24 protein-coding genes and 1 riboswitch are annotated in these 24,228 nt (G+C 40.8%); of the genes, 9 read left to right on the forward strand and 15 right to left on the reverse strand.

Going from position 1 to position 24,228, the window contains the following annotated elements; translation table 11 throughout:
- Window positions 1–341 precede the first annotated feature (341 nt).
- Window positions 342–1,835, reverse strand: a complete 1,494-nt coding sequence (locus OMHG_RS04315; RefSeq protein ID WP_010648639.1) for a peptide MFS transporter — start codon at window positions 1,833–1,835, stop codon at window positions 342–344.
- A 313-nt stretch (window positions 1,836–2,148) separates the two neighbouring features.
- Window positions 2,149–2,193: riboswitch (PreQ1 riboswitch) on the forward strand.
- Window positions 2,194–2,367: 174 nt separating this feature from the next.
- On the opposite strand from OMHG_RS04315, the gene OMHG_RS04320 reads away from it, so the two are divergent.
- Window positions 2,368–2,901, forward strand: coding sequence for a VUT family protein (locus tag OMHG_RS04320; RefSeq protein ID WP_010648642.1), 534 nt, complete (start codon window positions 2,368–2,370; stop codon window positions 2,899–2,901).
- A 561-nt stretch (window positions 2,902–3,462) separates the two neighbouring features.
- Window positions 3,463–4,116 (forward strand): lysoplasmalogenase, encoded by a 654-nt coding sequence (locus tag OMHG_RS04330; protein WP_010648644.1) that lies wholly within the window; start codon window positions 3,463–3,465, stop codon window positions 4,114–4,116.
- Between the two features lie 360 nt (window positions 4,117–4,476).
- Here the strand turns inward: OMHG_RS04330 and OMHG_RS04335 are convergent, their stop codons facing one another.
- From OMHG_RS04335 to OMHG_RS04370, 8 genes are all read right to left on the reverse strand, one after another.
- Complete coding sequence (locus OMHG_RS04335; protein ID WP_010648645.1) at window positions 4,477–5,727, reverse strand: YeeE/YedE family protein; 1,251 nt, start codon at window positions 5,725–5,727, stop codon at window positions 4,477–4,479.
- Between the two features lie 183 nt (window positions 5,728–5,910).
- The gene (locus OMHG_RS04340) at window positions 5,911–6,279 is read right to left on the reverse strand and encodes a hypothetical protein (protein WP_010648647.1); all 369 of its coding nucleotides are present in this window, start codon (window positions 6,277–6,279) and stop codon (window positions 5,911–5,913) included.
- 24 nt (window positions 6,280–6,303) lie between these two features.
- Window positions 6,304–6,816 (reverse strand): acyl-CoA thioesterase, encoded by a 513-nt coding sequence (locus OMHG_RS04345; RefSeq protein WP_010648649.1) that lies wholly within the window; start codon window positions 6,814–6,816, stop codon window positions 6,304–6,306.
- Between the two features lie 206 nt (window positions 6,817–7,022).
- Window positions 7,023–7,910 carry a LysR family transcriptional regulator gene (locus OMHG_RS04350; protein ID WP_044476703.1) on the reverse strand — a complete coding sequence of 296 codons (888 nt, stop codon included), beginning with the start codon at window positions 7,908–7,910 and terminating at the stop codon, window positions 7,023–7,025.
- A gap of 164 nt (window positions 7,911–8,074) precedes the next feature.
- Window positions 8,075–8,701: an NADPH-dependent FMN reductase gene (locus tag OMHG_RS04355; protein WP_010648652.1), complete on the reverse strand. Its 627-nt coding sequence runs from the start codon at window positions 8,699–8,701 to the stop codon at window positions 8,075–8,077.
- A gap of 173 nt (window positions 8,702–8,874) precedes the next feature.
- Window positions 8,875–9,432 (reverse strand): NADPH-dependent FMN reductase, encoded by a 558-nt coding sequence (locus OMHG_RS04360; protein ID WP_010648653.1) that lies wholly within the window; start codon window positions 9,430–9,432, stop codon window positions 8,875–8,877.
- Window positions 9,433–9,607: 175 nt separating this feature from the next.
- Complete coding sequence (locus OMHG_RS04365) at window positions 9,608–10,000, reverse strand: OsmC family protein (protein ID WP_044476704.1); 393 nt, start codon at window positions 9,998–10,000, stop codon at window positions 9,608–9,610.
- An 84-nt stretch (window positions 10,001–10,084) separates the two neighbouring features.
- Window positions 10,085–10,414, reverse strand: a complete 330-nt coding sequence (locus OMHG_RS04370; RefSeq protein WP_010648657.1) for an MGMT family protein — start codon at window positions 10,412–10,414, stop codon at window positions 10,085–10,087.
- A 54-nt stretch (window positions 10,415–10,468) separates the two neighbouring features.
- Between OMHG_RS04370 and OMHG_RS18245 the strand changes: the two genes are divergently transcribed.
- Complete coding sequence (locus OMHG_RS18245; RefSeq protein WP_154648219.1) at window positions 10,469–10,717, forward strand: hypothetical protein; 249 nt, start codon at window positions 10,469–10,471, stop codon at window positions 10,715–10,717.
- Window positions 10,718–11,446: 729 nt separating this feature from the next.
- Here the strand turns inward: OMHG_RS18245 and OMHG_RS04375 are convergent.
- Window positions 11,447–12,721 (reverse strand): IS110 family RNA-guided transposase, encoded by a 1,275-nt coding sequence (locus tag OMHG_RS04375; RefSeq protein ID WP_010648658.1) that lies wholly within the window; start codon window positions 12,719–12,721, stop codon window positions 11,447–11,449.
- Window positions 12,722–13,188: 467 nt separating this feature from the next.
- Between OMHG_RS04375 and OMHG_RS04380 the strand changes: the two genes are divergently transcribed.
- Window positions 13,189–13,380 (forward strand): H-type small acid-soluble spore protein, encoded by a 192-nt coding sequence (locus OMHG_RS04380; RefSeq protein ID WP_010648660.1) that lies wholly within the window; start codon window positions 13,189–13,191, stop codon window positions 13,378–13,380.
- 92 nt (window positions 13,381–13,472) lie between these two features.
- On the opposite strand, the gene alr is transcribed toward OMHG_RS04380, so the two are convergent.
- Window positions 13,473–14,606, reverse strand: coding sequence for an alanine racemase (gene alr / locus OMHG_RS04385; RefSeq protein WP_010648662.1), 1,134 nt, complete (start codon window positions 14,604–14,606; stop codon window positions 13,473–13,475).
- A gap of 284 nt (window positions 14,607–14,890) precedes the next feature.
- Between alr and OMHG_RS04390 the strand changes: the two genes are divergently transcribed.
- A complete protein-coding gene (locus OMHG_RS04390) occupies window positions 14,891–15,958 on the forward strand; it encodes a YkvI family membrane protein (RefSeq protein ID WP_010648664.1) in 1,068 nt (355 codons plus the stop codon).
- A gap of 25 nt (window positions 15,959–15,983) precedes the next feature.
- Here OMHG_RS04390 and OMHG_RS04395 read toward each other — a convergent pair whose 3' ends face one another.
- From OMHG_RS04395 to OMHG_RS04405, 3 genes are all read right to left on the reverse strand, one after another.
- A complete protein-coding gene (locus OMHG_RS04395) occupies window positions 15,984–16,730 on the reverse strand; it encodes a hypothetical protein (RefSeq protein ID WP_010648665.1) in 747 nt (248 codons plus the stop codon).
- A 264-nt stretch (window positions 16,731–16,994) separates the two neighbouring features.
- On the reverse strand, window positions 16,995–17,279 hold the full coding sequence (locus tag OMHG_RS04400) for a hypothetical protein (RefSeq protein WP_010648666.1): 285 nt from the start codon (window positions 17,277–17,279) through the stop codon (window positions 16,995–16,997).
- Between the two features lie 39 nt (window positions 17,280–17,318).
- A complete protein-coding gene (locus OMHG_RS04405; RefSeq protein WP_010648667.1) occupies window positions 17,319–17,729 on the reverse strand; it encodes a Spx/MgsR family RNA polymerase-binding regulatory protein in 411 nt (136 codons plus the stop codon).
- A 493-nt stretch (window positions 17,730–18,222) separates the two neighbouring features.
- Between OMHG_RS04405 and OMHG_RS04410 the strand changes: the two genes are divergently transcribed.
- From OMHG_RS04410 to OMHG_RS04425, 4 genes are read left to right on the forward strand one after another with little or no spacing between them, the layout of a single operon-like run.
- Window positions 18,223–19,332, forward strand: a complete 1,110-nt coding sequence (locus OMHG_RS04410; protein ID WP_010648669.1) for an ABC transporter ATP-binding protein — start codon at window positions 18,223–18,225, stop codon at window positions 19,330–19,332.
- A complete protein-coding gene (locus tag OMHG_RS04415) occupies window positions 19,322–20,125 on the forward strand; it encodes an ABC transporter permease (RefSeq protein ID WP_010648672.1) in 804 nt (267 codons plus the stop codon). Before OMHG_RS04410 ends, OMHG_RS04415 begins: the two co-directional genes overlap by 11 nt.
- A 1-nt stretch (window position 20,126) precedes the next feature.
- Window positions 20,127–20,930 (forward strand): ABC transporter permease, encoded by an 804-nt coding sequence (locus tag OMHG_RS04420; protein ID WP_010648674.1) that lies wholly within the window; start codon window positions 20,127–20,129, stop codon window positions 20,928–20,930.
- Complete coding sequence (locus OMHG_RS04425) at window positions 20,927–22,003, forward strand: ABC transporter substrate-binding protein (protein ID WP_010648676.1); 1,077 nt, start codon at window positions 20,927–20,929, stop codon at window positions 22,001–22,003. The genes OMHG_RS04420 and OMHG_RS04425 overlap by 4 nt, the downstream gene beginning before the upstream one ends.
- Window positions 22,004–22,210: 207 nt before the next feature.
- Here OMHG_RS04425 and htpG read toward each other — a convergent pair whose 3' ends face one another.
- On the reverse strand, window positions 22,211–24,091 hold the full coding sequence (gene htpG, locus OMHG_RS04430; RefSeq protein WP_010648678.1) for a molecular chaperone HtpG: 1,881 nt from the start codon (window positions 24,089–24,091) through the stop codon (window positions 22,211–22,213).
- Between the last annotated feature and the right edge of the window lie 137 nt (window positions 24,092–24,228).

Below are 24,228 nucleotides of genomic sequence, written 5' to 3' on the forward strand. Positions count from 1 at the left end.
CTACGTGTATTTCCTTCGTTGTGATTGTATTCTCTGAATTAAATAATTGATATTCAATTTTTAAACTGATTGATTGTAGCGCAGGGCAGTCGACTCCAGCGGGAAAAGCAACAGCTGAAGATCCCGCAAGAAGCCGGGCTTGCTTCTGAGGAAGCTGAAGCGGTGCCCGCGGAAAGCGAATGCACGGAGCGGAAATCGACCGTTACTGTTACATCGCAGTTTATAGTTTTTAAGTAACAACCATCCATTCACAGAACAGCCTTAAGAAAAGGATCCTTTAGACAAAAATAAAGGTGGCCCATATATAATGAGCCACCCTTTGTTGGTAAGATTGTGATAATTTAGTTTATACCTCTCATAAACCTCCGGAGCTTTGGAGAGATCAGGAATAAAATAATCCCAAGCAGAATCGCAATTCCACCGATAACTCCAAAATAAATTGCTTCTGTTTCTACTGAATAGAAACGAACAACCTGCGCATTGATCGCTTGTGCAGAAGCATTGGATAGGTTCCAAAGACTCATCATCTGTGCTGCGAATGCAGCTGGTGCAAGCTTTGTGGATGCTGAAAGACCAACTGGCGATAATAGCAATTCCCCGAGTACAACAAGGAAGAAGCTTAGTACGAGCCAAAGCGGACTTACCAGACTCTCCGTACCATTAATCAATGCAGGGAAAATCATTACAATAAATGAAAGACCAGCAAAAATCAGTCCCAATGAAAATTTCTGAGGCGTACTTGGCTGACGATCACCAAGCTTGACCCACATCCAAGCAAAGATCGGCGCAAGCATTACAATGAACAATGGATTTAAGGACTGGAACCAGGATGATTGAAGCTCAAATCCAGCAAATGTCAGCTGTGTGCGTTCGTTTGCATAGGTTGCGAGTATATTCGATCCCTGTTCCTGAATCGCCCAGAACATCATTGCTGCCACAAACAGCGGAATATAAGCCAGTAAGCGGGAGCGTTCATCTGCAGTCGTTTTCTTACTGCGGTACATTGTAATGAAATAAACCGTCGGGATGATGACACCAAGGATACTGATAAAGAAGATAACCCGTTCAATGGTTAACCAGCCGCCGGAAACTCCCAACCAAAAGATAATGGCAAGCACCACAACTGAAAGGCTGATAGTCTTCGTTACCTTCCTGCGATCGGTTGCTGTTAGCGGATTTGGCACAATCGTACCTGCAAGGCCGAAATATTTCTTTCGAGTAAGCAAATAGACGATCAGTCCTGCAAACATACCTGCTGCCGCAAAAGCAAACCCAAGATGGAAACTGTATTTCTGTCCAATTGTTCCGACAATTAAAGGCGCAATAAATCCACCCATGTTAATTCCCATATAATAGATACTGAATCCTGAATCACGACGCGGATCCTGCTTGCTGTACAATTCTCCAACCATTCCACCAACATTTGGCTTTAATAGGCCTGTACCAATTACGATAAACAGCATGGAAGCAAGTAATGCGGTCAGCCCTCCTGGGAAGGAAAGTATAATATGACCAATCATAATCAAAACGCCACCGTAGAATACCGTACGGTTCATTCCAAGAATTCGGTCAGCAATCCAGCCACCGATGATTCCAGACATATATACAAGCGAACCATAAATTGCCATAATCGAGTTAGCCGTAGTTTGATCTAACCCCAATCCGCCATTCGTTACCTGGTAATACATATAATAGAGTAATATGGCACGCATTCCATAATAGGAAAAACGTTCCCAAAACTCTGTGAAAAATAATGTCGATAACCCTTTCGGATGACCGAAAAATCCTTTTTGCGGGATAGTTTTAAGTATTTCATCCCTCTCATTAGAGTTCATTGTTGTTATTTCCTCCTCTAAGATGTAGAAATTGATAGTAAACTCAAAAAACAACCTTATAAGTATAAAACAAAATTTAGAACATGTAAATAGTCCCACCGCTGTTTTAGGCTTTGTAAAAGAGCAAATCGTTTATATGGCGGAATTTGAAAACGTTAACGATATTGCTATTTTTTTCAGAAACTACATACCAATACAATTATAATCCCCCAAAAGCTGTCAGGGATGTAAATCATATCCACTTCCAAAAACTCAATATGGAATTCAAGCAAAATTGTGGTATAATGATAAACATCAATTCAATACCTACCTTGTGGGAGAGGTTCTAGAAAAACCCTCTATAAAAAACTAAAGATGAACTATATCTTTCTTTAGGATATAGTTTTTATTTTTGCCTTTTTTCATTTTAGCAAATTTAAAACTTCAGATTTGAATAGCTTGTTTTATAGAGACAATTGCGAATCAGAATGCAGATTAACCTCTCATTAGCATGTAGGTGTTCCTGATAAAAAAAGAAAAAGGAGCGCTTTTTATGCGTATATTTTTATACCTAATTGTCATTATTATCGCTAATATTGTTACCGCAAAATTTGCCCCATTGGAAATTGGGCTGTTCATTATCCCTTGGGGTTCATTCCTGATTGGATTGACATTCATCCTTAGAGATATGGTGCAGAATAAATATGGCAAGAAGAAGACCTACTTATTTATAGGTACGGCCTTACTGCTGTCCGCTGTTTCCAGTTATTTGTTAGGTGACACATTATGGATTGTCTTTGCCAGCACAATTAGTTTCCTCGTATCCGAAACAGCCGATACAGAGATTTACTCCAGAATAAAGAAGTCTATGAGTCTCCGTGTTTTATATAGCGGGATAATTGGCGGAATACTGGATTCTACTATCTTCGTTATTGTCGGTCTGTCTCCTCTAGGTGCAGGGTTTGTCCCTTGGGAAGCGGTCTGGATGGCGATTCTTGGCCAAATCATCATTAAGATTACCATGCAATTCGCAGGTGTTCTTATACTCCAATCTTCTAAAACAATACGTGCAGAGTTTGCCAATTAGGCAAATAGCATGGCTCGGGCTTCTATATGTAAGAAGCCTGAGCTTTTTATTATCCCTATTTTTCATCACTTTTAAAATCAGCTCTGTTAGGCACACAACTATTCTTAATCCTTCACATAATATAAAAGACCACTTTCTCTAAGATTGTTGTTTTTACATTAAAGATATAAACTTCGAAGTAACTTGACGATGAGCTTATCTCCACTCCGGAAATACACTGCGCTATGATTTGGTTTTCTGAATCGATTTACTCATATTCAATTATGAAGCTGATGGATTGGAGCATAGGGCAGTCGACTCCAGCGGGAATAGCAACAGCTGAAGATCCCGCAAGAAGCCGGGCTTGCTTCTGAGGAAGCTGAGAGCGCCCGCCGCGGAAAGCGACTGCCCGGAGCGGAAAGCGGGTGTTGCTGTTACGTCGCTGTTTCTATCAAATGAACAGTTAAGAAACAACATCACTTACGAAAAGTATGATAAAAAAGAAGCAAATTCTATACTGAAAGAAGGTTTTTATCCCTTTTTATAGAATCTATTAGGTAATACATCCGAGGAGTGAACAAGATGATTCTATACCGCATACCTTTACTTATCCTGGCAATGGGGCTTGTATATCTATTTATTGCTCCATCTGAACCGTTAATTTTCAGTCTGTTCTTTAAGCTTATTCCAATGGTTCTTATCCTTTTATATGCCTTCCAGCAATCGCCAAGGAGAAAATCCGTTACCCAATGGCTCGTGATGATCGGAATTGTTTTCTGTATGGTTGGGGATGCGACCATACATTGGTTTATGATCGGATTATCCGCATTCCTTGTTGGACATTTATTTTACATGACAGGTTTTTTCAAGAAATGGCAATTTTCACTGGCACGATTTTTAACGATTTTCCCAATAGCTGGATACGGAATAATTATGGCATTGCAATTAACCCAAGCTATCGGGCAGGATGGAAATGGACATCTCATGATGCCAGTCGTCATCTACATTTCCGTTATTTCTGTAATGGCATTTTCCGCTATAATGACAGGGAACAAATGGGCAGCAATCGGCAGTATTTTATTTCTTATCTCGGATTCCATTCTCTCCTGGAACATGTTCCTTTCACCCGTACCATTTGCTGACTCACTTATCATGACTACTTATTACGGTGCTCAATTTCTGATTGCACATAGTCTGTTCACCATCGAAGGTTCGAATAATCGATTGGTTTGGTGAGAATCGCTGTCCCGAGCACTGCGGCATAATAGCAGCGGCCAATTTTTTTAGGATATTTTGGAATAGGCGCTGATATCCGTATGTCAAAGGGCGATATCATGGTTTTTGGGCAGATATATTTTATCCGGAAGATATATTTCCTTTTCGGATATAACTAGTTTCAGGCATATATCTGTATCTAAAAGAACAGATTTCAGGCGGGATAGCGCGGGGGTTGAAGCATTGAAAAACGAAAAATTTCAGACAAAGATGCTAGATGAATTAAGCGGTGAAAAATAAAGCTATCATTAAATAATCCCCGGCAAGGAGTTCTATCACTCTTTGACCAGGGACTTTTTATAGTGTGTTAGATTTCTAGATTTAGCAGAATTGATCTGACTTATTTGGATTCTTCATTCCGAATAATGGTCTTATAAACAACGCCAATCCTGTTCCAAGCAGAGCCATGATTCCCCATACCCAGCCATGAAGACTAAATGATGCGATACCACCAAAGTAGGCCCCAATGTTGCAGCCAAAGGCCAGACGTGAGCCATATCCCATCAGAAGGCCGCCGACGATTGCCGCACCTGCGATACCAGGCTTGAATCTTCTTGGTCTAAAATTACCTTGGGCAGCCGCTGCGATAAAGGCACCCAGTATAATACCAAAATTCATCACACTGGTTGAATCGGCTAACACCGTTTGTGTTAAGGCTTCGCCATTTGCACCTGCAAAATACCCCCATGAGCTGACATCCACGCCGATTGCCTGCAACGCCTTTCCGCCCCATAGAGCAAAGGCTGATGTAATTCCCCATGGTTGACCTCTTACTGTCAGCGTTAATGCATTTAGAATCGCTAAGATAATTCCAGCTGCAAACAATGGCCATGATCCTCTGAAGATCTTCTTCCAGCCGTTTGTTGTCGGAAGTGGCTTCATTGCTGGAGGATTTTTCCGCTTGGCGATTTTGACAGTTACCAGATAGATCAAGGCGAATAATGCCATCTGAACCACCCAGGCTCCAAAGAATCCGAGACCTGTGGATTCCGCCAGTGATATAGGTGGCAATGAAGGAGTTTCCGTCCAAAACGGAAGGTGATAGGCTCCAACAGTTGAACCGATAATAAAAGCTATCAATGTAAGAATCATAGAAGAAGCCCCTCCTCCAAGATTATACAAGGTACCTGAAGCACAGCCATTACCAAGCTGCATCCCTATACCAAACATAAAGGAGCCGAAAATCACACTAATGCCAACCGGCGATACATATCCAGCGGGAGTAACTCCTGTAAAACTAAATCCTGTACTTAATATAATCGCAAATAACGTTGTAGCAAACGCAAGCATCACCATGTGAGCCTGCAGCCCCTGGACATTCCCTACCGAAGCGAGACGACGAAATGCCGAAGTGAAGCCGAATCTGGCATGAAGCAATGTAGCCCCTAATGCCAATCCTATGATATATAAAACACCCTGTACCCATCCTGCTGCGGCAGTAATTGCTATGAATAATATAAAAGCTACTAATATTCCCAATGCCATCAGCGGCTTTTGAACTGGGCTGAGTTCTGATATTACTGTTGTTGGTTTGAAATTAAACCGTTTTTCCGTAACTATTGGTTGTTCCATTTTAATACCCCTCTTATCTTATTAACTTAGTTGGAATTAATATAGTTTACTCCAATTTGATCAAAATGTAAAGATAGCATTCAATAAAATTTTATGTCAGCGCTGACATGTTCGTGCACAGGCAAAAAGACCTGAAGTCCATCATCATTGATGAAAGACTTCAGGTCTTTTTCACTTCATTCATTAAACTACTTGTGGCCCAACCAGTACTCTCGGATTCTCCCCAATCACTAATCTGCACAGATTTCTGTATCCAATCTGGCTGTATTCAGAAAGAAATTTCTTGAGCTCCACGATTTTGCTATCGGCTTTCAACTTTTCAATTTCCTGCTGATAAACGTTCACAACATAGTCAGCTTGAATGTCAGGACAGAATTTCCCAGGCTCTTCATCCATAATTAAGCATCCCATATATTGATACTTGAATTGCAATTGACGAGTGAGATGAATAATATTGGCTAATTGCTTGTAGATCACCGGCTTTTCTGTTTTCAATTCATTGATTGCCTTTTGGGCAGCTACTAATTCATTAAAGCTCGTTGTAATTACCATTTTATCAGCTCCTCCGTTCAACTATTAATACGGTTTTTCTAATGTTAAATGTTCTACAAGATCCTTGTTTTGCTGTCTTTTAAGTTTTCTGATCTTGGCACGTTCCTGACCTGTTTCATAAAGGTATTTCTCTTCTTCTGTCTCTGGAACGATTGCAGGCACTTCGATTGGTTTCTTGTTTTCATCCAATGCAACAAAAGTCAAGAAGGCTGTAGTTGCGATTCTGCGGTTTCCTGTAATCATATCTTCAGCAATGACTTTACAGAAGATCTCCATTGAACTTCTTCCTGTATATGCAACGAATGATTCGATACAAACCTTATCACTCTGTCTGATTGGTTCCATGAAGTTCACGGAATCGGTTGAGGCTGTTACACATTCCTTCACTCTTGCATGGCTGCAAGCTGTCAATGTTGCACATGCATCAAGCTTTTTCATTAATACCCCACCGAATAAAGTGTGATAGTTATTCAAATCATTGATTAGTACTTGGTCGTTTTGGATGATACGTGTATCACCCATTTTTCTTGTTTTCATTCTTAAATCACCTTACTTTTATAGTATCACCGGATGGTTCACCCAGTGTAGATGGCCTAACTTGTACTCTTCATTATATAACAGGCAAAAGATTGAAGTAAAATGCCGATAAATCATGGTTTCCATTACAAAAACGCATGTAAACGTTTTTTTATTGTAACCACAAATAAAAAAAGGATTCTCTCCTAAATCGGGGAGAAAAATCCTCAATTATTTTGTATAAGATTCTTTTCGGCAAACCGTATAAATTCCTGCTTTACGTGGGAAGAAATATGATCTTTTTTCCAAATCATGGACAGATGCCATTTAATCGTAGGATGAGCAATCTTTATTTCCTTAATATCCTTGTTCAGACCTTTAATGGCACTCTCAGGCAATAAAGTAATTCCCAGGCTGGAAGCAACCATTTCTTCAATAAAATCCAATTGAGATGTCTCCGAAATGATTCTAGGCTCAAACCCGGACTTTAAACAGGCGGTATAGATACTGTCTCTCAAGGAAAAGTCTTTATTGAACATAATGAAACCTTCATCCTTTAATTCATCCAATGTCACTTCTTCCCGATTAGCGAGCCGATGTTTGGATGGTACGATAAGGTGAAGATCTTCTTCCCCCAGCGAATAGGAATCAAATATATGATGCGGAGCAGGCAAAAAGACTACCCCGAAATCCAATTGTTCTTCCATCACTTTTTCTTCAATCCCTTTTGAACCATCCTCAATCAGCTGAAAGGTAATTTCAGGATATTCTTCATGAAAAGAAGCTAATAGCCTGGAGAAAAAAATGGAATCAATGATGGAGGGCAGACCAATCCGTAAATGTCCTTTATGTTGATTGGAAAGCTGATCTAATGCAGTCTGCAAGGATTGAAACTGTCTTTCGATCTCTTGTGCATGCTCATACAGGACTTTTCCTGCTTCGGTTAACATCAATTTCTTTCGAGAGCGAATAAAAAGAGGTGTTCCCACTTCATCTTCAAGTGATTTGATGATTCTGCTGATTGCCGGCTGCGTCATATATAAGTGATCAGCGGCACGGGTAAAGCTTCCCATGCGTGTCACTTCAATAAAATATTTTAAATGCTTTATTTCCACGCTCTCCCACCCACTTTTCAACATTGAATGAAGCTGTCCCTAAAAACGGCTGTCATTACAAGGAACTTTAAATTAGTAAGCTATTTTAACATTCTACTATGTAATTTCCTTATAAACAAATTCACCTAAAAAGATGGATGCCGTTCCCAGCACCCATCCGTTTCTTATCTTAATGTTTTAAATGCCCCAGCCCATGCAATCAGCTGATCCAGCATTTGATTTACGTTTGCTGCATGATAATCTGCAGGCTTAAATACACGCATGTTTTCAAAATCGCTCATCAGTGAGAAGGTTACTGCTGTCTGTACGTCAGCAACCTGCAGTTCACCAAAGATAAGGCGAAGATTTTCATGTGCACGGGTTCCCCCTAAGCCGCCATAACCGACAAAACCGGCTGCCTTGTTAGCGACTTCGGGCTTTAGAAGGTCCAATGCATTTTTTAGCGCTCCACCCACTGCATGGTTATATTCTGGTGTTACAAAGATATATCCATCAAAAGATGCCATTTTCTCAGACCATGCCTTGATTGCTGCTTCTGCACCAGCCTGATCAGTTTCCGGTAATTCCTGGCCCAGCATCGGCAGGTCATACTTCGCAAGATTTACTATTTCATAGCTGGCAACATCCTTGCGCTGTGATGCGAAATCATACATCCAATCAGCTACAGATTCTCCATTGCTTCCTTCACGCACACTGCCCTGGACGATAGCTATTTTCAATTTATTATTATTGATCACTGTGTTTGTTTCTTGTTTAGTTGACTTGCCAAATAATTTATCCAAAAAACCCATTTTAAGTATCACCTGTCCCTTATATAGTCAAAAGGCAGCTTCCCCGTCAGCAATATGCCTTATCGGAATTGCCATACAGGGTGAACCGCCTTTTTATCCTTGAAAAAGATTATGATGTTCCACTCTCCCGTAACCCTGTTCAACAAGTATTACGGTCCGTTTTTAAAACATCCTTATCGAATTGTTTTTAAAGCAGTGCTCCACGCAATAACTTGATCAAGCATGTCGTTAGCATTTGCTTGGTGGAAATCAGCAGGCCTGAATTCGCTCATGTTTACGAAATCAGTCATAAGTGAGAATGTAAGTGCAGTACGTACATCGGCAATCTGCAATTCACCGAAGATAAGACGCAGGTTTTCATGTGCACGTGTGCCTCCAAGGCTGCCGTAACCAACGAAACCAGCAGCTTTATTAGCTACTTCCGGTTTCAGGAAGTCCAATGCGTTTTTAAGCGCTCCACCTACTGCATGATTATATTCTGGTGTTACAAATACATAGCCATCAAAAGATGCTATTTTTTCTGACCATGCTTTGATTGCTGCCTCCGCTTCTGCCTGTTGTGCTTCTGGAAGAGCAGCACCTAAGAACGGCAATTTATAATCTGCCAAATCAACGATTTCATATTCTGCTTCATCATTACGTTTAGTAGCGAAATCGTATGTCCAGTTTGCTACAGCCTCTCCATTACGTCCTTGACGAACACTTCCTAAAATAATACCAATTTTCAACATCTGTATTTCCTCCTGTATCTCTATATTATTATTAATTAAACATTTATTAATTAATAATATAACATTCTTCTCAACTTATTGCAACATACTTAGTTTTTTTTAATTACATAGTTATAAATAGTAACAAAGGGAATTGTCGCTTTTCAGAGTTTCCTTTACCAAAAAAATTCCGGGCCTAAGCCGCGGAATTTTTGATTTCAAATGTTTCGATGACATGGATGCTGCCTTTGACGGATTGAACCATCGCGCAGTTCTTTGTTGATAGCTGAAGTGCTTTTTCCACTTTTGCCTCGGAAATATCATTCCCGATAATCGTGAAGTGTAACTTGATTTCCTCCACACGATTAGCAATGTCCGGGTTACGTTTGACATCGGCTTTCATCTTAATATCATCATAATCAATGCGCATTTTAGTGAGGACTTTTTTCAACACTCCCCCGCTGCAGCCTGCTATTGAAGATACTAACAGTGCATACGGTCTAAAGCCAAACTCATCATTGCCCGAAATCGTTAATTTACCGAAGTCAAATTCCGATTCGAACCCATTTTCATGCATCGTAAATTCCATTAAAATCACCCCATCTTTTTGATCGCTTACCATAAGTATAGCGAAAATGTAACCCAATTAATAAACATTCGCTCCTCTGCTTCCCTATATTTTTTCATCTCGAAGCGTCGGACTGATACATTGGAATTGCTTCAGATCGACATTCCCGGAATCACTGACCTCCACACCTTCATTCTCAAGAAGCCATTTCTGCTCCATCCGGCTTTCATCATCCTTTATGGAGATCTGGCCTTTGGCGTTTATCACACGATGCCAAGGCAAATGATATTTTTCGCTCATAGAGTGGAGAATCCTCACTACCTGCCTTGCAGCACGCGGACTTCCTGCCGCCTTGGCGATTTGTCCATATGTCATGACCTTACCTTCTGGAATTTGCTTTATGATTCCAATTATCGTTTCAGTGAATGGTTTCATCTTGCATCTTTCTCCGTTTCATTATGAAATTTCGAATTATGTGCGGAAACTGTAATGGCCTGCGTTTTTTCTCCAGTCGCTTTTGAAAAAAGGCTGTTTTCTCAAAATTTGTTGTTTTTACTAAAATATATAAACCGCGACGTACCAGCAACTGCCGATTTCCGCTCCGGGCAGTCGCTTTCCGCGGGCAACGCTTCAGCTTCCTCGGAAGAAACCCACTTCCTGCGGGATCTTCAGCTGTTGCTTTTCCCGCTGGAGTCGACTGCCCTACGCTCCAATCAATCTCAAAGGAATGATATTTAGAGATTTAATAGTTAAATATGGTAAGATGTTGAACCACTCCACACAACGGAGGAAATACACGGAGACTCCTGCGGGAAAAGCGAAGACGATAAGACCCCGCAGAGAGCGAACTTTGCGAGCGAGGAGGCTTAGCGCGAGCCCGCGGAAAGCCTAGTGTATTTCCGGAGTGGCAGTTACCACACCATAATTTCTATAAATAATTGACAGAGTATAAAAATCTGAGGAAATACACGGAGACTCCTTGAAATTGCATTCGCAATTTCTGCGTGCGATGTTAAGCTGCCGTAGCCTTCCTTGTCCTCCCTCAGTTAGATTCTATTTACTTACAAATGCTCGCTTATTCGCAGGATTTCAAACCACTTGTAAGACAATGACGGATGAATGGAATGAATTTTAATAGTTAAGGCTACATGAAGGCATGCGGGAATAGAGGAGTAATAATTAATTCCAATTATTCCCAAATATACTGCACGCTTTCTCCACGCCGTCCCTGGAGGCTATCCCTCCCATGTCTCAACGGGTCTAATGCCCTTTCATTCCTTCGTCATGCCTATCCAAGGGGTGGAGGCCGGTTTTGCTGCGGGAACGGGTCAGTGCCCTTCGGGACAAGGTATCCAGTACTCCGTGCTTTCTTTGTAATCCTACGAATAAGCCAACATTCATTTTCTATATAATATAAATATAATTGATTCTTACTTCTTTAATACCGTGATTTGGACTACAGACAAATCATGCTGCTAGTGGCGTTAATGGTTGTACCTTCTGGGAACAATACGTTTGATTATTTTTAGCTATTGCGACCAATATTCTTGCTAACTTTCCTACAAGTTTCATAATAGATTTCATTTTTTTCATCTTTTTGACTTTGACATTGTGATTATGAATCTGCTTGAAATCAGAGTTATTCCTTACAAGGCTTAATGTCGTTAAAAATAAAAAGCGTCTTAGTCGAGATCTCCCACGTTTAGAGACTTTAATTTGTCCTTTCCATTTACCTGAGCTTGCTTCTGCTAGATGTAGACCTGAATGTCGTAATAGAGAGTTACCATGGGCGAAGCCACTTAAATCACCAGCTTCTCCTAAGATACCTGCTAATGAAATTTCACTAATTCCATCAATGGCAATCATTTTTTTAGCGAAAGTAATTTGATCAAGTACTGAAGTCACTTCTTTTTCTACTCTTTCGAGTTGGGTCTTCGCTAAATCAAATTCTTCAAGTAAATGTTCCAAGTGAAGCTTATAGGCTTCTTGAGCTTGTTTACTGCCAACAGAATTTCTTGCTAAGTCAATTAGCATTTGAGCTTTTTTAAGTCCTGCATGACGATTCATCACTGTTTTCCAACCTTTCACTATTTCATGTGCTTTCATAGAACATAGTTCTGAAGGTGTAGGAAATAATCGAAGTGTTGCGATTGCCCCTTTTCCTTTTATATCTTTAAAAACTTCTCGAAATTCAGGAAAGACAATATCTACCCACCGATTTATTTGGTTAATAGAGCTAGTAAGACGTTTGACGATTACATCTCGGTTTGCCATAAATACTCTAAGCTTTTCAAAAGCTTCAGAAGTTGGCTGGATAAAGGAATAATACCCATTTTTGATCATATCTGCAATCACAAGGGCATCCTTTTTATCGCTTTTTGATTGGGTATTATCCCGATTCTCTTTATTTCTTTTAACATGGTGAGGATTCACAGTCACTACATCAATATGTTGGTCATATAGCCATTTAGATAGGTTCAACCAGTAATGTCCAGTAGGTTCCATGCCAACTATTTCAGTATTTAAACCTTTTGAAAGTTTTAAATGATTAATCCATTCCATTAATCTATCGAAACCCTGCTCGTTATTTTCAAAAGTGAGCGGATCACCGATGACAATACCACGAAAATTTACAGCTCGTGCAACATGTGTATGTTGTGCAATATCCACACCAACAACAAGATGTTTATCAGAAATTCTTTCAATTAGTTGATTTTGTTTGTCTTGCATTTTAAACTTCATATAAGAGTTCCTCCTTTAAGGTTTTGAATTTTAGAGTGATGTCTATATTCATATCTTACTGGGGAGCTCTTTTTTTATCAAAGTCTAAATTAACGCACTACAGGAATGCTGCGGGAAAGCGAAGACGCTAAGACCCCACTAGATGCACCTGCGTCTTCTAGTTACGCTTCGCAGTATGCTTCCTCGGTGCAAGGGAACAAAGAAGTAAACGCAAGTAGTACCCTGGCTTAGCGCGAGCCCGCGGAAAGCGTAGTGTATTTCCGGAGTGCGGATAAAGCACCAATGATCTAATTATGCCGCAGTTTTTATCAAATACAGCATTAGAAATATCAACAAAATTACAAAAAGCACCTAAAAAATCATCCTTTTCCCATCGGCCGCAATGAGATAAAATATGTAAATTTTGCTTCGAATAAATGCTGGCCCGCTATCAAAAAATAACGTATAGCCATAAAAAGGAGGAAACGATGGACGATCAACGTGCAATGGAAATATTGCAATCTGCCTATATGATTAATGTGAATTACCGGGGGATACCTGTCTATATTCAATCACTCGATCAGGATAGCGGAACAGCGAACGTTTTTCCGCTTGATAATATGAATCATGAGCAATCCGTAGAATTGAGCGGCTTGGATGAAGTGAAATTAGGTAAATAGCTGCCCAGCATTTATGCAAACATGAAGCCAGAAATTTATAGTTGCAGAGGCTGCTCAGGTAAAACAGGGCAGCCTCTGCACATCTATACAGGCTACGCATTCCGGATATATACCCGCGGCACCCGTTCACCAATCAAGCAGGCGGCTTCATAATGAATCGTAGCCATAAGATCTGCAACCTCTTTGAGTGAGACATAACCATTGGCTGGGTCACCGAAAAGCGTTACCACATCCGATTTGGCTACAGATTCAATGCCTGAAACATCAATCATCGACTGGTCCATGCATACTCTGCCTACAATGGGCGCTCTATTGCCTTTTACCGTTACACAGCCTTTATTTGAAAGCTGTCTGGAGAATCCGTCGGCATATCCAACCGGTATCGTTGCAATCACCGATTCTTTCTCGGGAGTGTACGTACAGCCATAGCTGATTGGTTCTCCTGCTGCAACCGTTTTGACCATGACGGGTTTTGTCTTAAAGCTCATTGCCTGCTGCAAGCGAATCTTTGATTGCAGATGATCTTCAGGGTAAAGTCCATATAGACTTACACCGACACGTACCATGTCCAGGTGCATTTCCGGATAGGAAATGGTGGCAGCGCTGTTGCAGCAATGCTTGATTGGAATATGAATATGATGCTCTTCCAAATGATCGGTAATCGATATAAATTTCTTGAATTGATTGTATGTATAGATTGGGTCAAGATTGTCCGAATCGGCAAAATGTGTAAAAATACCTTCCAGCAAAATGTTGGGAGAGCCCAGCAATCTGCTCATTTTCAATGCCTCTTCTTTATTTTGGATTCCAATCCGGTTCATTCCACTATCAATCTTAAGATGGATTTTAGCCTTTTTATTCAATGCCTGTACGGCTTGATTGATCTCCTCGATAACGTCTTCAGAAAATACGGTTAACGTTATATCATTTTCTATCGCCTTCTGGACTGCACTCGGTGGTGTATAGCCTAAGATCAGAATCGGTTCAGTGATACCTGCTCCTCGGAGATGCAGAGCCTCATCCAAAAAAGCGACCGCTAAATAATCTGCTCCCGCGTCAATTGAAGTCCTTGCTGCCTGTACTGCTCCATGGCCATAGCCATCCGCTTTTACTACTGCCATTAATCTGCTGGTTTGCTGGATGTGCTCCTTGAAGGTTTTGACATTTGCCTCAATGGCATCCAGGGATACTTCCACCCACGTATCACGGTAACTTCCGTGTTTCATGAAGTTGATCCTCCTTAACGAAAATGAATTATGCTGTGACATAAGAATCATTTTACCACGCTGAAAAAGGAAATCACAGAACGTTATGCTATAATGATACTATTTCCCTTAGGGCATAAACCCTTTATTTAGATGAATAGTTCTTTCGCTCAGCCTGTCACAGTTTCCATCCAATGCAAAGATTACAAAACAGAAAAACTTGCTGAAAGAGCCTTCATACTATAGGGCAAATAACAATAACAACTTTAAACGCAAGTGTAGCAACAGCTTAGAAGGAGGACAACATGAAGAAGATTTTACAACTGGGCAGTGCCTTCATTGGCGTCATTGTCGGGGCTGGTTTTGCCTCTGGACAGGAGATTCTGCAATATTTTACAAGTTTTGGATTGGCTGGAACAATGGGTGCGATTGTTTGCACGATTTTATTTGGCTATCTCGGCATGATCTTAATCCGGCTGGGAAGCAGGATGCAGACAACTTCTCATAAAGAAGTTATCTATCGAATCAGTGGACGCTATCTCGGTCTGATTATCGACTATGTTATCATCTTCACCCTATTTGGAGTCGGTGTTGTCATGATTGCAGGGGCTGGGTCAAACCTTAATCAGCAATTCGATTTCCCTTATTTTATCGGGACAAGCCTTATGTTTATCCTTGTCCTATTGACCGGTATGCTGAAGGTAGATCGGGTTGTTGCCATTGTAGGGGGCATTACCCCTTTTCTGATTCTTATTGTGGTGATTCTTTCGATTTATAGTCTTGTAACAATGGATGGCTCTTTTGCCTCCTTGGATACCATTGCAAAAGAACATCCAACATCATTGCCTAACTGGATTATCTCTGCAATCAATTATGTATCATTCAATATTGCACTTGGTGCCTCCATGGCTCTTGTGATGGGTGGTGCTGAAGATAATGAAAAAACAGCAGCACTCGGCGGTCTTGTTGGCGGACTTGGAATAGGAGTTCTTATTCTATTGAGCCACCTTGCCATCTTTTCAAATATTGATGCGCTGCAGGGAGAGATGCCCATGCTGCAATTAGCGAATATCGTTTCACCTACTTTAGGATTCGTTATGTCGATTGTCCTTTTCAGCATGATCTTCAATACTGCCGTAAGTATGTTCTTTTCATTCAGTTCACGTTTTACCGAAATGGGGACACGCAAGTTCAAGCTCTTCCTCGTTATCTCATTGGTGATAGCATATGCATTAAGCTTCTTCGGGTTTACAGACCTTGTCAGCTACTTCTATCCACTAATTGGCTATCTTGGACTGGTACTGATTATAACCTTAATTGTAGCTTCGTTCCGCATTGAGAAGGTAAAAAGGTCTACAAGCGATCAACAATAGCTAAGGGAAGGCAGGTGCCTTCCCTTTATTTCATGCTTTTCTCCTTTTCCCTCGCTTTATCCGATGTAATGAATCCCCTTTTCAGCTGACTCTCCCCGGAAATCAAGCTGAGGATATAGGATGACGTCTGTTCAATCTTTTCGGAGAGATAATTTGTACGTTCGAATAAAAGTCCCCGGAAATGATCGATCTGTCTGATGATTTTTTCCGTCAGTGCTTCCTGACTATCCAGTCGTTTGGCAATGTTTTTCTGTGTCTCGTCTTGTTCATCCACCAGCTTCGATAGTTGATTCTGTGCATCTGTCTGGGCATCTATTTTCAATACTAGTTCTTCATTGGCCTGTTTAAATTCTTCCATCAGATTGGTCATTACCTCGTGGGAAGCATGAACCTGGTTAAGCTGTCCCATCACCTGCTGTTCTGACAGTTGGTTCTCTTCCATAAGTTTCAGAAGCTTCCCATGATTGGATTCCAATGTCTTTAGCTGATTGGTGACTTTATTTCCCATCACTTCATGGTGGGCATCCATTTCTTCCAGCTCATTCAGTTTATTGCCTATCTTCTCCCATTGGAAATCATTCCTGCGTTCCTGTTTTTCATACATGTTTTTCATTCCTTGAAACGAACGCTGCAGCAGACTATTAATTCGCTGTTGCTCCTGAATCATTTCAGAAACATGATTTTTTATAAAAAAACCTTGATTAGGCTCCTCGATATTCTCGCTATTCTTATACATATTCTCATGGTTTGAATCATTAATATATAATCCCATCGATTGCACTCCTTATCCATTACTGTATTATTCTATGCAATCGCTAGATGTTTGGGACTTCAGAAGTGGATTCTACTTATTAAAACAAAAAACGGCTATCAATGAAAACGGCCGTTTTTTGCGCTTGATTTGTTGAATCTTCAGATGGGAACGATCATGATAGCCTCTTAACACATCGACGTGCTGGTTAGAGCTAGCAGTCTTTCGTTGGATGGAGAGAATAGTAAGTGGTTACATGTGCGCTTTTTGGCCCGTTCAGTCATTTTACTTACCTCGAACACTTTTGTAGGCCTCGACAAACTCTGCCGGAGAGGTCTTTACGATATAAGAAAACACGCCCTTTGTTGTATGTAAATAGAGCAGTCCTCCCTCCCCTCCAATAAAGCGATAGGAAATATCCAGCACGTCTTTCAAAGGAAACTCTCTGTGCTGTGTTACGATTTTTTGATCGTATAAGTAGAGCTTGCGCTGATGTTCAACATCTTTTTGTTCAAGACTGCTTAATTCCCTCACGATTTTTATGTACGATTGTTCCGCTATCAGATTCATATGACCCTCCGTTTCCCTTATTTCGTTTATTTAAATCGCTTAACCCTCAGCCAGCTGCAAATGGTTTGTCCGCCATTGCAACCAGAGAAACTCCCTTGTCTTCCTTGGGAGGAACTGGCGGATATCATCCTCGTGATAGCCGACCTGAAGTCTCTTCTCATCAACCACAATTGGACTTCTCAGCAGGCGCGGCTGTTCCTGAATTAATTCAAGCAGCTCTTGCAGCGATAAAGACTCAATATCCAAATTCAAGTCCTTGTACACTTTGGATCTTGTAGAGATAATTTCGTCGGTACCCTCGACCGTCATTCGTAAAATCCTTTGAAGCTCATCTACAGACAACGGCTCCTTAATGACATTTCTTTCCACATACTCAATGCCTTGCCTTGTAAACCATTGCTTTGCTTTTCTTGTGGACGAACAGGCAGCCCCATAAATTGTAACTGTCATTCATCATACCTCATTTCATCGTTTTTATTTGAGGAATTCCTTGTTTTTTCTTTTTTATGCAGCGCTTTCTTCTGTAAGTGACACATTGTCACGATGTTTATATCTTAATGATAAGTGACACAATGTCATATGTCAATCCTTCAAATGACAATGTGTCACTTTTTTAAAGGAATTATGTCAATTTTATGACCGAATATAGAGAAGGCCCCTACTTGCACCACCGAAATTCCACTGTTGGCCAATCGCCAAAAAAACTGATTCCTTTTTTATTCTTTTCATGTATAATTATTTCGAATCTGACAAATGAGTAACAAATATGAGATAGGGGAAAAGAGCAACATGCAGTTCATCTATTCCCTATTCCTTTACCTTTTAATCACAAACCTGCCAGCCACTGGTTCACAGGTTCTACCATACCTTCTTGTTCAAGAAAAAATTATTCCTGTTTCCTGAACAATTCTATTAATACTACATGCATAAAAAGGAGATTGCTATGACGAATACTGCTATTATTCAATTCCACAATGTTACAAAGCAATTTGATCATGACCCGGCCATACTGAACCAGGTCAACTTCGAAATTGAAAGAGGAAAATTTTACACCTTGCTTGGACCATCTGGCTGCGGGAAGACGACAATCCTTCGTCTAATTGCAGGGTTTACGGAAGCCACTGCCGGGGATATTTATTTTGACGGGAAAAAGATCAATCATATCCCTGCAAATAAGCGTCAGGTAAATACTGTTTTTCAGGATTATGCATTATTTCCCCATTTAAATGTTTTTGAGAATGTTGCTTTTGGTTTACGTATCAAAAAAATGAAAAAGGAAGCCATTGCCGCGAAGGTAAAGGAAGCATTGAGCTTTGTAAATCTAATTGGCTATGAGGACAGGGAGATCAAGGATATGTCAGGCGGTCAGCGTCAGCGTGTAGCAATCGCTCGGGCAATCGTCAATGAACCAGAAGTAATTCTGTTAGACGAACCATTATCGGCGCTCGATCTTAAGCTGCGTTATCAAATGCAATACGAATTACGTGAACTGCAGCGCCGGCTTGGAATAACGTTTATCTTTGTCACACATGACCAGGAAGAAGCCCTGGCAATGTCCGATGAGATCTTTGTTATCAATAAAGGGAAAATTCAACAGAGCGGAACACCAAATGATATCTATGATGAACCAATCAACCGCTTTGTTGCCGATTTCATCGGGGAATCCAATATCGTAAAAGCCACGATGATTGAAGACTATATTGTTGAATTCGGCGGAAATAGGTTCGAGTGTGTGGACATGGGTATGAATCCGAATGAACCTGTGGAAGTGGTTATCCGACCGGAGGATTTGGAAATCACTTCCGTGGAAAACGGCATGCTGAAGGTAAAGGTTGAATCACAGTTATTCCGCGGTGTGCATTATGAAATGACTGGCTATGATAAAGAAGGAAATGAATGGCTTGTCCAATCAACCAAAAAAGTAACGGTTGGTAACGAAATCGGCCTTCGCTTCGATCCGGAATCCATCCATGTTATGCGCTTCAATGAAACGGAAGAAGACTTTGACCGCCGTTTGGATTCGTATTCGGAGGGGGAAGCAAATGGACAATAAAGTTTCACGCAATCTCTACATGATTCCTTATGGACTATGGATTATCCTATTTGTCGTTGCTCCGATTCTTCTTGTCGTCTATTATTCGTTCTTTGATATTGAGGGCAACTTTTCATTCGTCAATTACAAAAATTTCTTTACGCCTGTATATTTGCAGATGACACTGAGTTCATTCTGGTATGCATTTCTCATTACCGCAATATCACTGCTCGTTGCCTATCCTACCGCCTATTTATTAACAAGGACAAGGCATAAGCATTTATGGCTGTTGCTGATTATCGTTCCATCATGGATAAATCTACTATTAAAAGCATACGCATTTATTGGCATTTTCGGAACCTATGGCGCGGCCAACAGCTTTCTGGAATTTATCGGTGTCGAATCAAGGCAGCTTCTATTCACCGATTTCAGCTTTGTATTTGTTGCAGTCTATATATTTATTCCGTTTATGATTCTTCCTATCTTTAATGCATTGGACAATCTCAATCCGTCCCTTCTCTATGCTGCGAAGGATCTGGGCGCATCTAAATGGATTACGTTTAAACGGGTGGTTCTGCCGCTCACGATGGATGGGGTCAAATCCGGCTGTCAGGTGGTATTTATTCCTGCCCTTTCATTATTCATGCTGACGAGGCTGATTGCAGGAAACCGGGTCATCACGCTTGGTACTGCTATCGAGCAGCACTTCCTGGTCACACAGGACTGGGGAATGGGTTCGACAATTGCCGTATTCCTGATTCTTATCATGTTTGCATTTATGGCCGTTACCAATTTTAGAAAGCGGGGTGTGTAGCATGGAGAGGTACCCATCTCGTTTTGCAAACTTGTTCCTGATTATTATCTTTTTCATTCTGTATGCACCTATCTTTTACTTGATTTTTTACTCCTTCAACAGTGGGGGAACGATGAGTAATTTCTCTGGTTTTACTTTCGACTGGTATAAGGAACTTTTTCATGATACAAGACTTCTGATCATTGTGCTGAACACATTGGTTATTGCATTGCTGTCCGCCCTTATATCAACTGTCGTTGGAGTCCTTGGGGCCATTGGAATCCGTGCCTTTAGGAGCAGACAGACCCAAAACACGCTATTGTCACTCAATAATGTATTGATTGTTAGTCCGGATGTCATTATCGGTGCTTCCTTTCTGATCCTATTCACCATGGCAGGGATTCAACTGGGTTTTTACTCTGTGTTGCTTTCCCATATTGCATTCAGCATTCCCATTGTTGTATTGATGGTGCTGCCTAAGCTGATGGAAATGAGTCCGACACTTGTCGATGCCGCCCGGGACCTTGGGGCAAATCAGTGGAATGTATTGACGAAAGTAATTTTGCCATATATCGCGCCTGGAATATTCGCTGGCTTTTTCATGGCACTAACCTACTCGCTTGATGACTTTGCCGTTACCTTTTTCGTAACCGGAAATGGCTTCTCCACACTTTCTGTGGAAATCTATTCCCTTGCGCGCAGAGGTATCTCCTTGAACATCAATGCCTTATCCGCCATCATGTTTGTCGTGACCATCCTGATGGTTATCATCTATTACTATCTCACGCAGCGCATCGGCACGAAAGGAGTTGGCTTTAGAAGATGAAGAATCTTATAAGAGCATTCGTGGCCATATCCGTTGTATCGCTTATCCTTATCATTGCCATCAATCGATTGAACGCATCAGAAGGCTTCTCAGGCGGTAATACATTAACCGTCTATAATTGGGGCGACTATATTGATGAAGAATTGATAGACCGGTTTGAAGAAGAAACCGGGATTACGATTATTTATGAAACGTTTGATTCAAACGAGGCGATGATGACAAAGGTGCAGCAAGGAGGAACTACCTATGATGTTGCTGTACCTTCTGAATATATGGTCGAGAAGATGAAGGAAGAGGATTTGCTGGTTGAACTGGATTATTCCAAACTGCCAAATGTAAAATATCTTGATGAGCGTTTTATGGATTTGGCCTTCGATCCAGGCAATAACTATTCCGTCCCATACTTCTGGGGGACGGTTGGTATCATCTATAATCCAACCCTGTTACCGGAAGGAAAAGAAATTACCGGCTTCAATGATCTATGGGATCCAGAGCTTGAAAATAAGATTCTTCTTATCGATGGCGCCCGTGAAATCTTAGGTATGGGTCTGAACAGCCTTGGATACTCACTAAATGATACCGATGAGGATCATCTGCAGGAGGCCTTGACTAAGCTCAAAGAGTTAACGCCAAATGTAAAAGCAATCGTAGGCGATGAGAATAAAATGCTGATGGAAAATAATGAAGCAGCAATCGCCGTCGGCTGGTCCGGGGACGCACGGGATATTATGTGGGAAAATGAAAATATTGACTACGTTGTACCAGAAGAAGGCTCCAACTTATGGTTCGATAACTTTGTTATTCCAAAAACAGCACAAAACGTAGATGCTGCACATCAATTTATCAACTTTATGCTCGATCCGGAAGTTGCCGCACAGAATACAGAATATGTAAGCTATTCAACACCTAATAAAGAAGCCCTTAAATATATGCCGGAAGATATGGTCAATGACGAAAGATTCTATCCTGAACCAGAACTTACCGAACGGCTGGAGGTCTATGAAAACCTCGGCAAGCAACATCTCGCTTATTACAATGAACTGTTTCTGCAGTTTAAGATGTACCGGAAATAAAAACGGCAGAAAGCGGCCGTGCGATAGGCTGTTTATAGGAGAGACATGGGGTTCTGCTCGGATTGCGCGAATTCTACCCCGAATCGCGCGAGTTCTGACCCGGATTGCGCGAATCTAAAGCTATACCTAACCTGTTTCACACGCTACCCATCTGAGACATTAAAATGGCCACCGGCTGAATATTTCAACCGGTGGCCATTGCTATTTTTATGAAACCATTATTTTACATATATCGTTTGTGAATTCAACTGGGTCGTTGATTGGGAGTCCTTCGATGAGTAAAGCCTGATTGTAAAGCAGGTTTGTATAAAGCTTCAGTTTTTCTTCATCCGACTCATGGGCGTTCTTCAGTGTCTCAAATACTTCATGATTTACATTGATCTCCAGCACTTTATCAGCCTTGATGTTCTGATCATCCGGCATGGCGTTGATGATCTTTTCCATTTCAAGGGAAATCTCTCCGTCTGCTGTCAGTACAACGGGATGGGATTTTAATCGTTTAGATGCTCTTACTTCCTTCACTTTTCCTGATAGGACGGCTTGCATCGCATCAAATAGAGCTTTATTTTCTTTGGCGTCTTCTTCTGCAGATTCTTTGTCATCGTCCTCAATGCCAAGGTCGCCGCTTGATACCGATTTAAACTCTTTCTCTTGATAATTCATCAGCATTTTGATGGCAAATTCATCAATTTCATCGGTGAAGTAGAGGATTTCATAGCCTTTGTCTGCAACAAGCTCTGTTTGCGGAAGCTTTTCAATGCGCTCATTCGATTCCCCGCTTGCATAGTAAATATATTTTTGATCTTCCGGCATTCTGGATACATATTCTTCCAGTGTGACGAGTTTCTTTTCTTTTGATGAGTAGAACAGCAATAGATCCTGCAGCAGCTCTTTATTTTGTCCATAGTCACTATAGACACCGTATTTCAGCTGTTGACCGAAGGATTTATAGAACGTTTCATATTTATCCCTTTCATCACGAAGGACGCTCTGTAACTGTGTTTTAATTTTTTTGTTGATATTTTTTGCAATTAGCTTCAGTTGTCTATCATGCTGCAGCATTTCCCTTGATATATTTAGAGAAAGGTCTTCGGAGTCTACCATACCTTTGACAAAGCTGAAGTAATCCGGCAGCAGGTCTGCACATTTATCCATAATCAGAACGCCATTGGAATAGAGTTCGAGTCCTTTTTCATACTCTCTTGTGTAATAGTTATATGGCGCATTTTCAGGTATAAAGAGAATGGCATTATAGCGGATTGTGCCATCAACATTTATGTGAATGTGCTTTAGCGGCTTGTCATACCCATAATGCTTTTCATTGTAAAAGTTCTCATAGTCCTCATCCGCCAGCTCACTTTTGTTCTTCTTCCAGATTGGAACCATGGTGTTAAGTGTTTGCTCTTCAATAATGTCTTCGTATTCATTGTCGCTTCCTTCTTTAAGCTTGCTTTCTGTAACATCCATTTTGATCGGGTAGCGAATGAAATCAGAGTACTTTTTGATGATCTGTTTCAGACGATGTTGTTCAAGAAACTCATCATAATCCTCATCTTCCCCATTGTCTTTGATTTCCAAGATGATTTCCGTACCCACTTCTGCTTTTTCGGCAGGTGTAACCGTATAGCCATCAGAGCCTTTGGATTCCCATTTGAAAGCTTCATCACTATCGATCGATTTACTGATTACAGTGACTTTATCGGAAACCATAAATGCTGCATAGAATCCAACACCAAATTGACCAATAATATCATGGCCATCTTTGATTTCATTTTCTGATTTGAATGCATGGGATCCACTTTTGGCGATGACTCCGAGATTGTTCTCCAAATCTTCCTTCGTCATCCCAATTCCAGTATCACTGACCTTTAAAATTCTGTTATCCTTATCAGCATCAATTTTTATGTAGTAGCTATCCTTATTGAAGGTTAGATTTTCGTCGGTCAATGCCTTGTAATAGATTTTGTCGATTGCATCACTCGCGTTGGAAATAAGTTCTCTCAAGAATACCTCACGCTGCGAGTAAATAGAGTTAATTACCATATCCAAGAGTTTTTTGGACTCTGCTTTAAATTTTCTTTTCCCCATTATATATTCGCTCCTTCAAAATTATATGCTAGCCTTTAGCACTCTCGGCACAAGAGTGCTAATCCCTATCTTTTTAATACCATATTCATTTTTTTATGTCAATGATAATAGCAGCCTAAGCGGGTATCGTTATATAA

Origin of the sequence: Oceanobacillus massiliensis str. N'diop, from assembly GCF_000285495.1 — a bacterium.
Classification (GTDB): domain Bacteria; phylum Bacillota; class Bacilli; order Bacillales; family Amphibacillaceae; genus Oceanobacillus; species Oceanobacillus massiliensis.

Excerpts from the sequence above, each read along its gene's own strand:
- OMHG_RS04330 (WP_010648644.1), top strand. The coding sequence starts at position 3,463 with ATGATTCTATACCGCATACCTTTACTTATCCTGGCAATGGGGCTTGTA.
- OMHG_RS04370 (WP_010648657.1), bottom strand. The coding sequence starts at position 10,414 with ATGAAACCATTCACTGAAACGATAATTGGAATCATAAAGCAAATTCCA.
- OMHG_RS04345 (WP_010648649.1), bottom strand. The coding sequence starts at position 6,816 with ATGAAAACAAGAAAAATGGGTGATACACGTATCATCCAAAACGACCAA.
- OMHG_RS04375 (WP_010648658.1), bottom strand. The coding sequence starts at position 12,721 with ATGAAGTTTAAAATGCAAGACAAACAAAATCAACTAATTGAAAGAATT.
- OMHG_RS04340 (WP_010648647.1), bottom strand. The coding sequence starts at position 6,279 with ATGGTAATTACAACGAGCTTTAATGAATTAGTAGCTGCCCAAAAGGCA.
- OMHG_RS04395 (WP_010648665.1), bottom strand. The coding sequence starts at position 16,730 with ATGGGATTATATATTAATGATTCAAACCATGAGAATATGTATAAGAAT.
- OMHG_RS04400 (WP_010648666.1), bottom strand. The coding sequence starts at position 17,279 with ATGAATCTGATAGCGGAACAATCGTACATAAAAATCGTGAGGGAATTA.
- OMHG_RS04390 (WP_010648664.1), top strand. The coding sequence starts at position 14,891 with ATGAAGAAGATTTTACAACTGGGCAGTGCCTTCATTGGCGTCATTGTC.
- htpG (WP_010648678.1), bottom strand. The coding sequence starts at position 24,091 with ATGGGGAAAAGAAAATTTAAAGCAGAGTCCAAAAAACTCTTGGATATG.
- OMHG_RS04365 (WP_044476704.1), bottom strand. The coding sequence starts at position 10,000 with ATGGAATTTACGATGCATGAAAATGGGTTCGAATCGGAATTTGACTTC.
- OMHG_RS18245 (WP_154648219.1), top strand. The coding sequence starts at position 10,469 with ATGGCCTGCGTTTTTTCTCCAGTCGCTTTTGAAAAAAGGCTGTTTTCT.
- alr (WP_010648662.1), bottom strand. The coding sequence starts at position 14,606 with ATGAAACACGGAAGTTACCGTGATACGTGGGTGGAAGTATCCCTGGAT.
- OMHG_RS04335 (WP_010648645.1), bottom strand. The coding sequence starts at position 5,727 with ATGGAACAACCAATAGTTACGGAAAAACGGTTTAATTTCAAACCAACA.
- OMHG_RS04355 (WP_010648652.1), bottom strand. The coding sequence starts at position 8,701 with ATGGGTTTTTTGGATAAATTATTTGGCAAGTCAACTAAACAAGAAACA.
- OMHG_RS04425 (WP_010648676.1), top strand. The coding sequence starts at position 20,927 with ATGAAGAATCTTATAAGAGCATTCGTGGCCATATCCGTTGTATCGCTT.
- OMHG_RS04360 (WP_010648653.1), bottom strand. The coding sequence starts at position 9,432 with ATGTTGAAAATTGGTATTATTTTAGGAAGTGTTCGTCAAGGACGTAAT.
- OMHG_RS04380 (WP_010648660.1), top strand. The coding sequence starts at position 13,189 with ATGGACGATCAACGTGCAATGGAAATATTGCAATCTGCCTATATGATT.
- OMHG_RS04405 (WP_010648667.1), bottom strand. The coding sequence starts at position 17,729 with ATGACAGTTACAATTTATGGGGCTGCCTGTTCGTCCACAAGAAAAGCA.
- OMHG_RS04420 (WP_010648674.1), top strand. The coding sequence starts at position 20,127 with ATGGAGAGGTACCCATCTCGTTTTGCAAACTTGTTCCTGATTATTATC.
- OMHG_RS04415 (WP_010648672.1), top strand. The coding sequence starts at position 19,322 with ATGGACAATAAAGTTTCACGCAATCTCTACATGATTCCTTATGGACTA.
- OMHG_RS04315 (WP_010648639.1), bottom strand. The coding sequence starts at position 1,835 with ATGAACTCTAATGAGAGGGATGAAATACTTAAAACTATCCCGCAAAAA.
- OMHG_RS04410 (WP_010648669.1), top strand. The coding sequence starts at position 18,223 with ATGACGAATACTGCTATTATTCAATTCCACAATGTTACAAAGCAATTT.
- OMHG_RS04320 (WP_010648642.1), top strand. The coding sequence starts at position 2,368 with ATGCGTATATTTTTATACCTAATTGTCATTATTATCGCTAATATTGTT.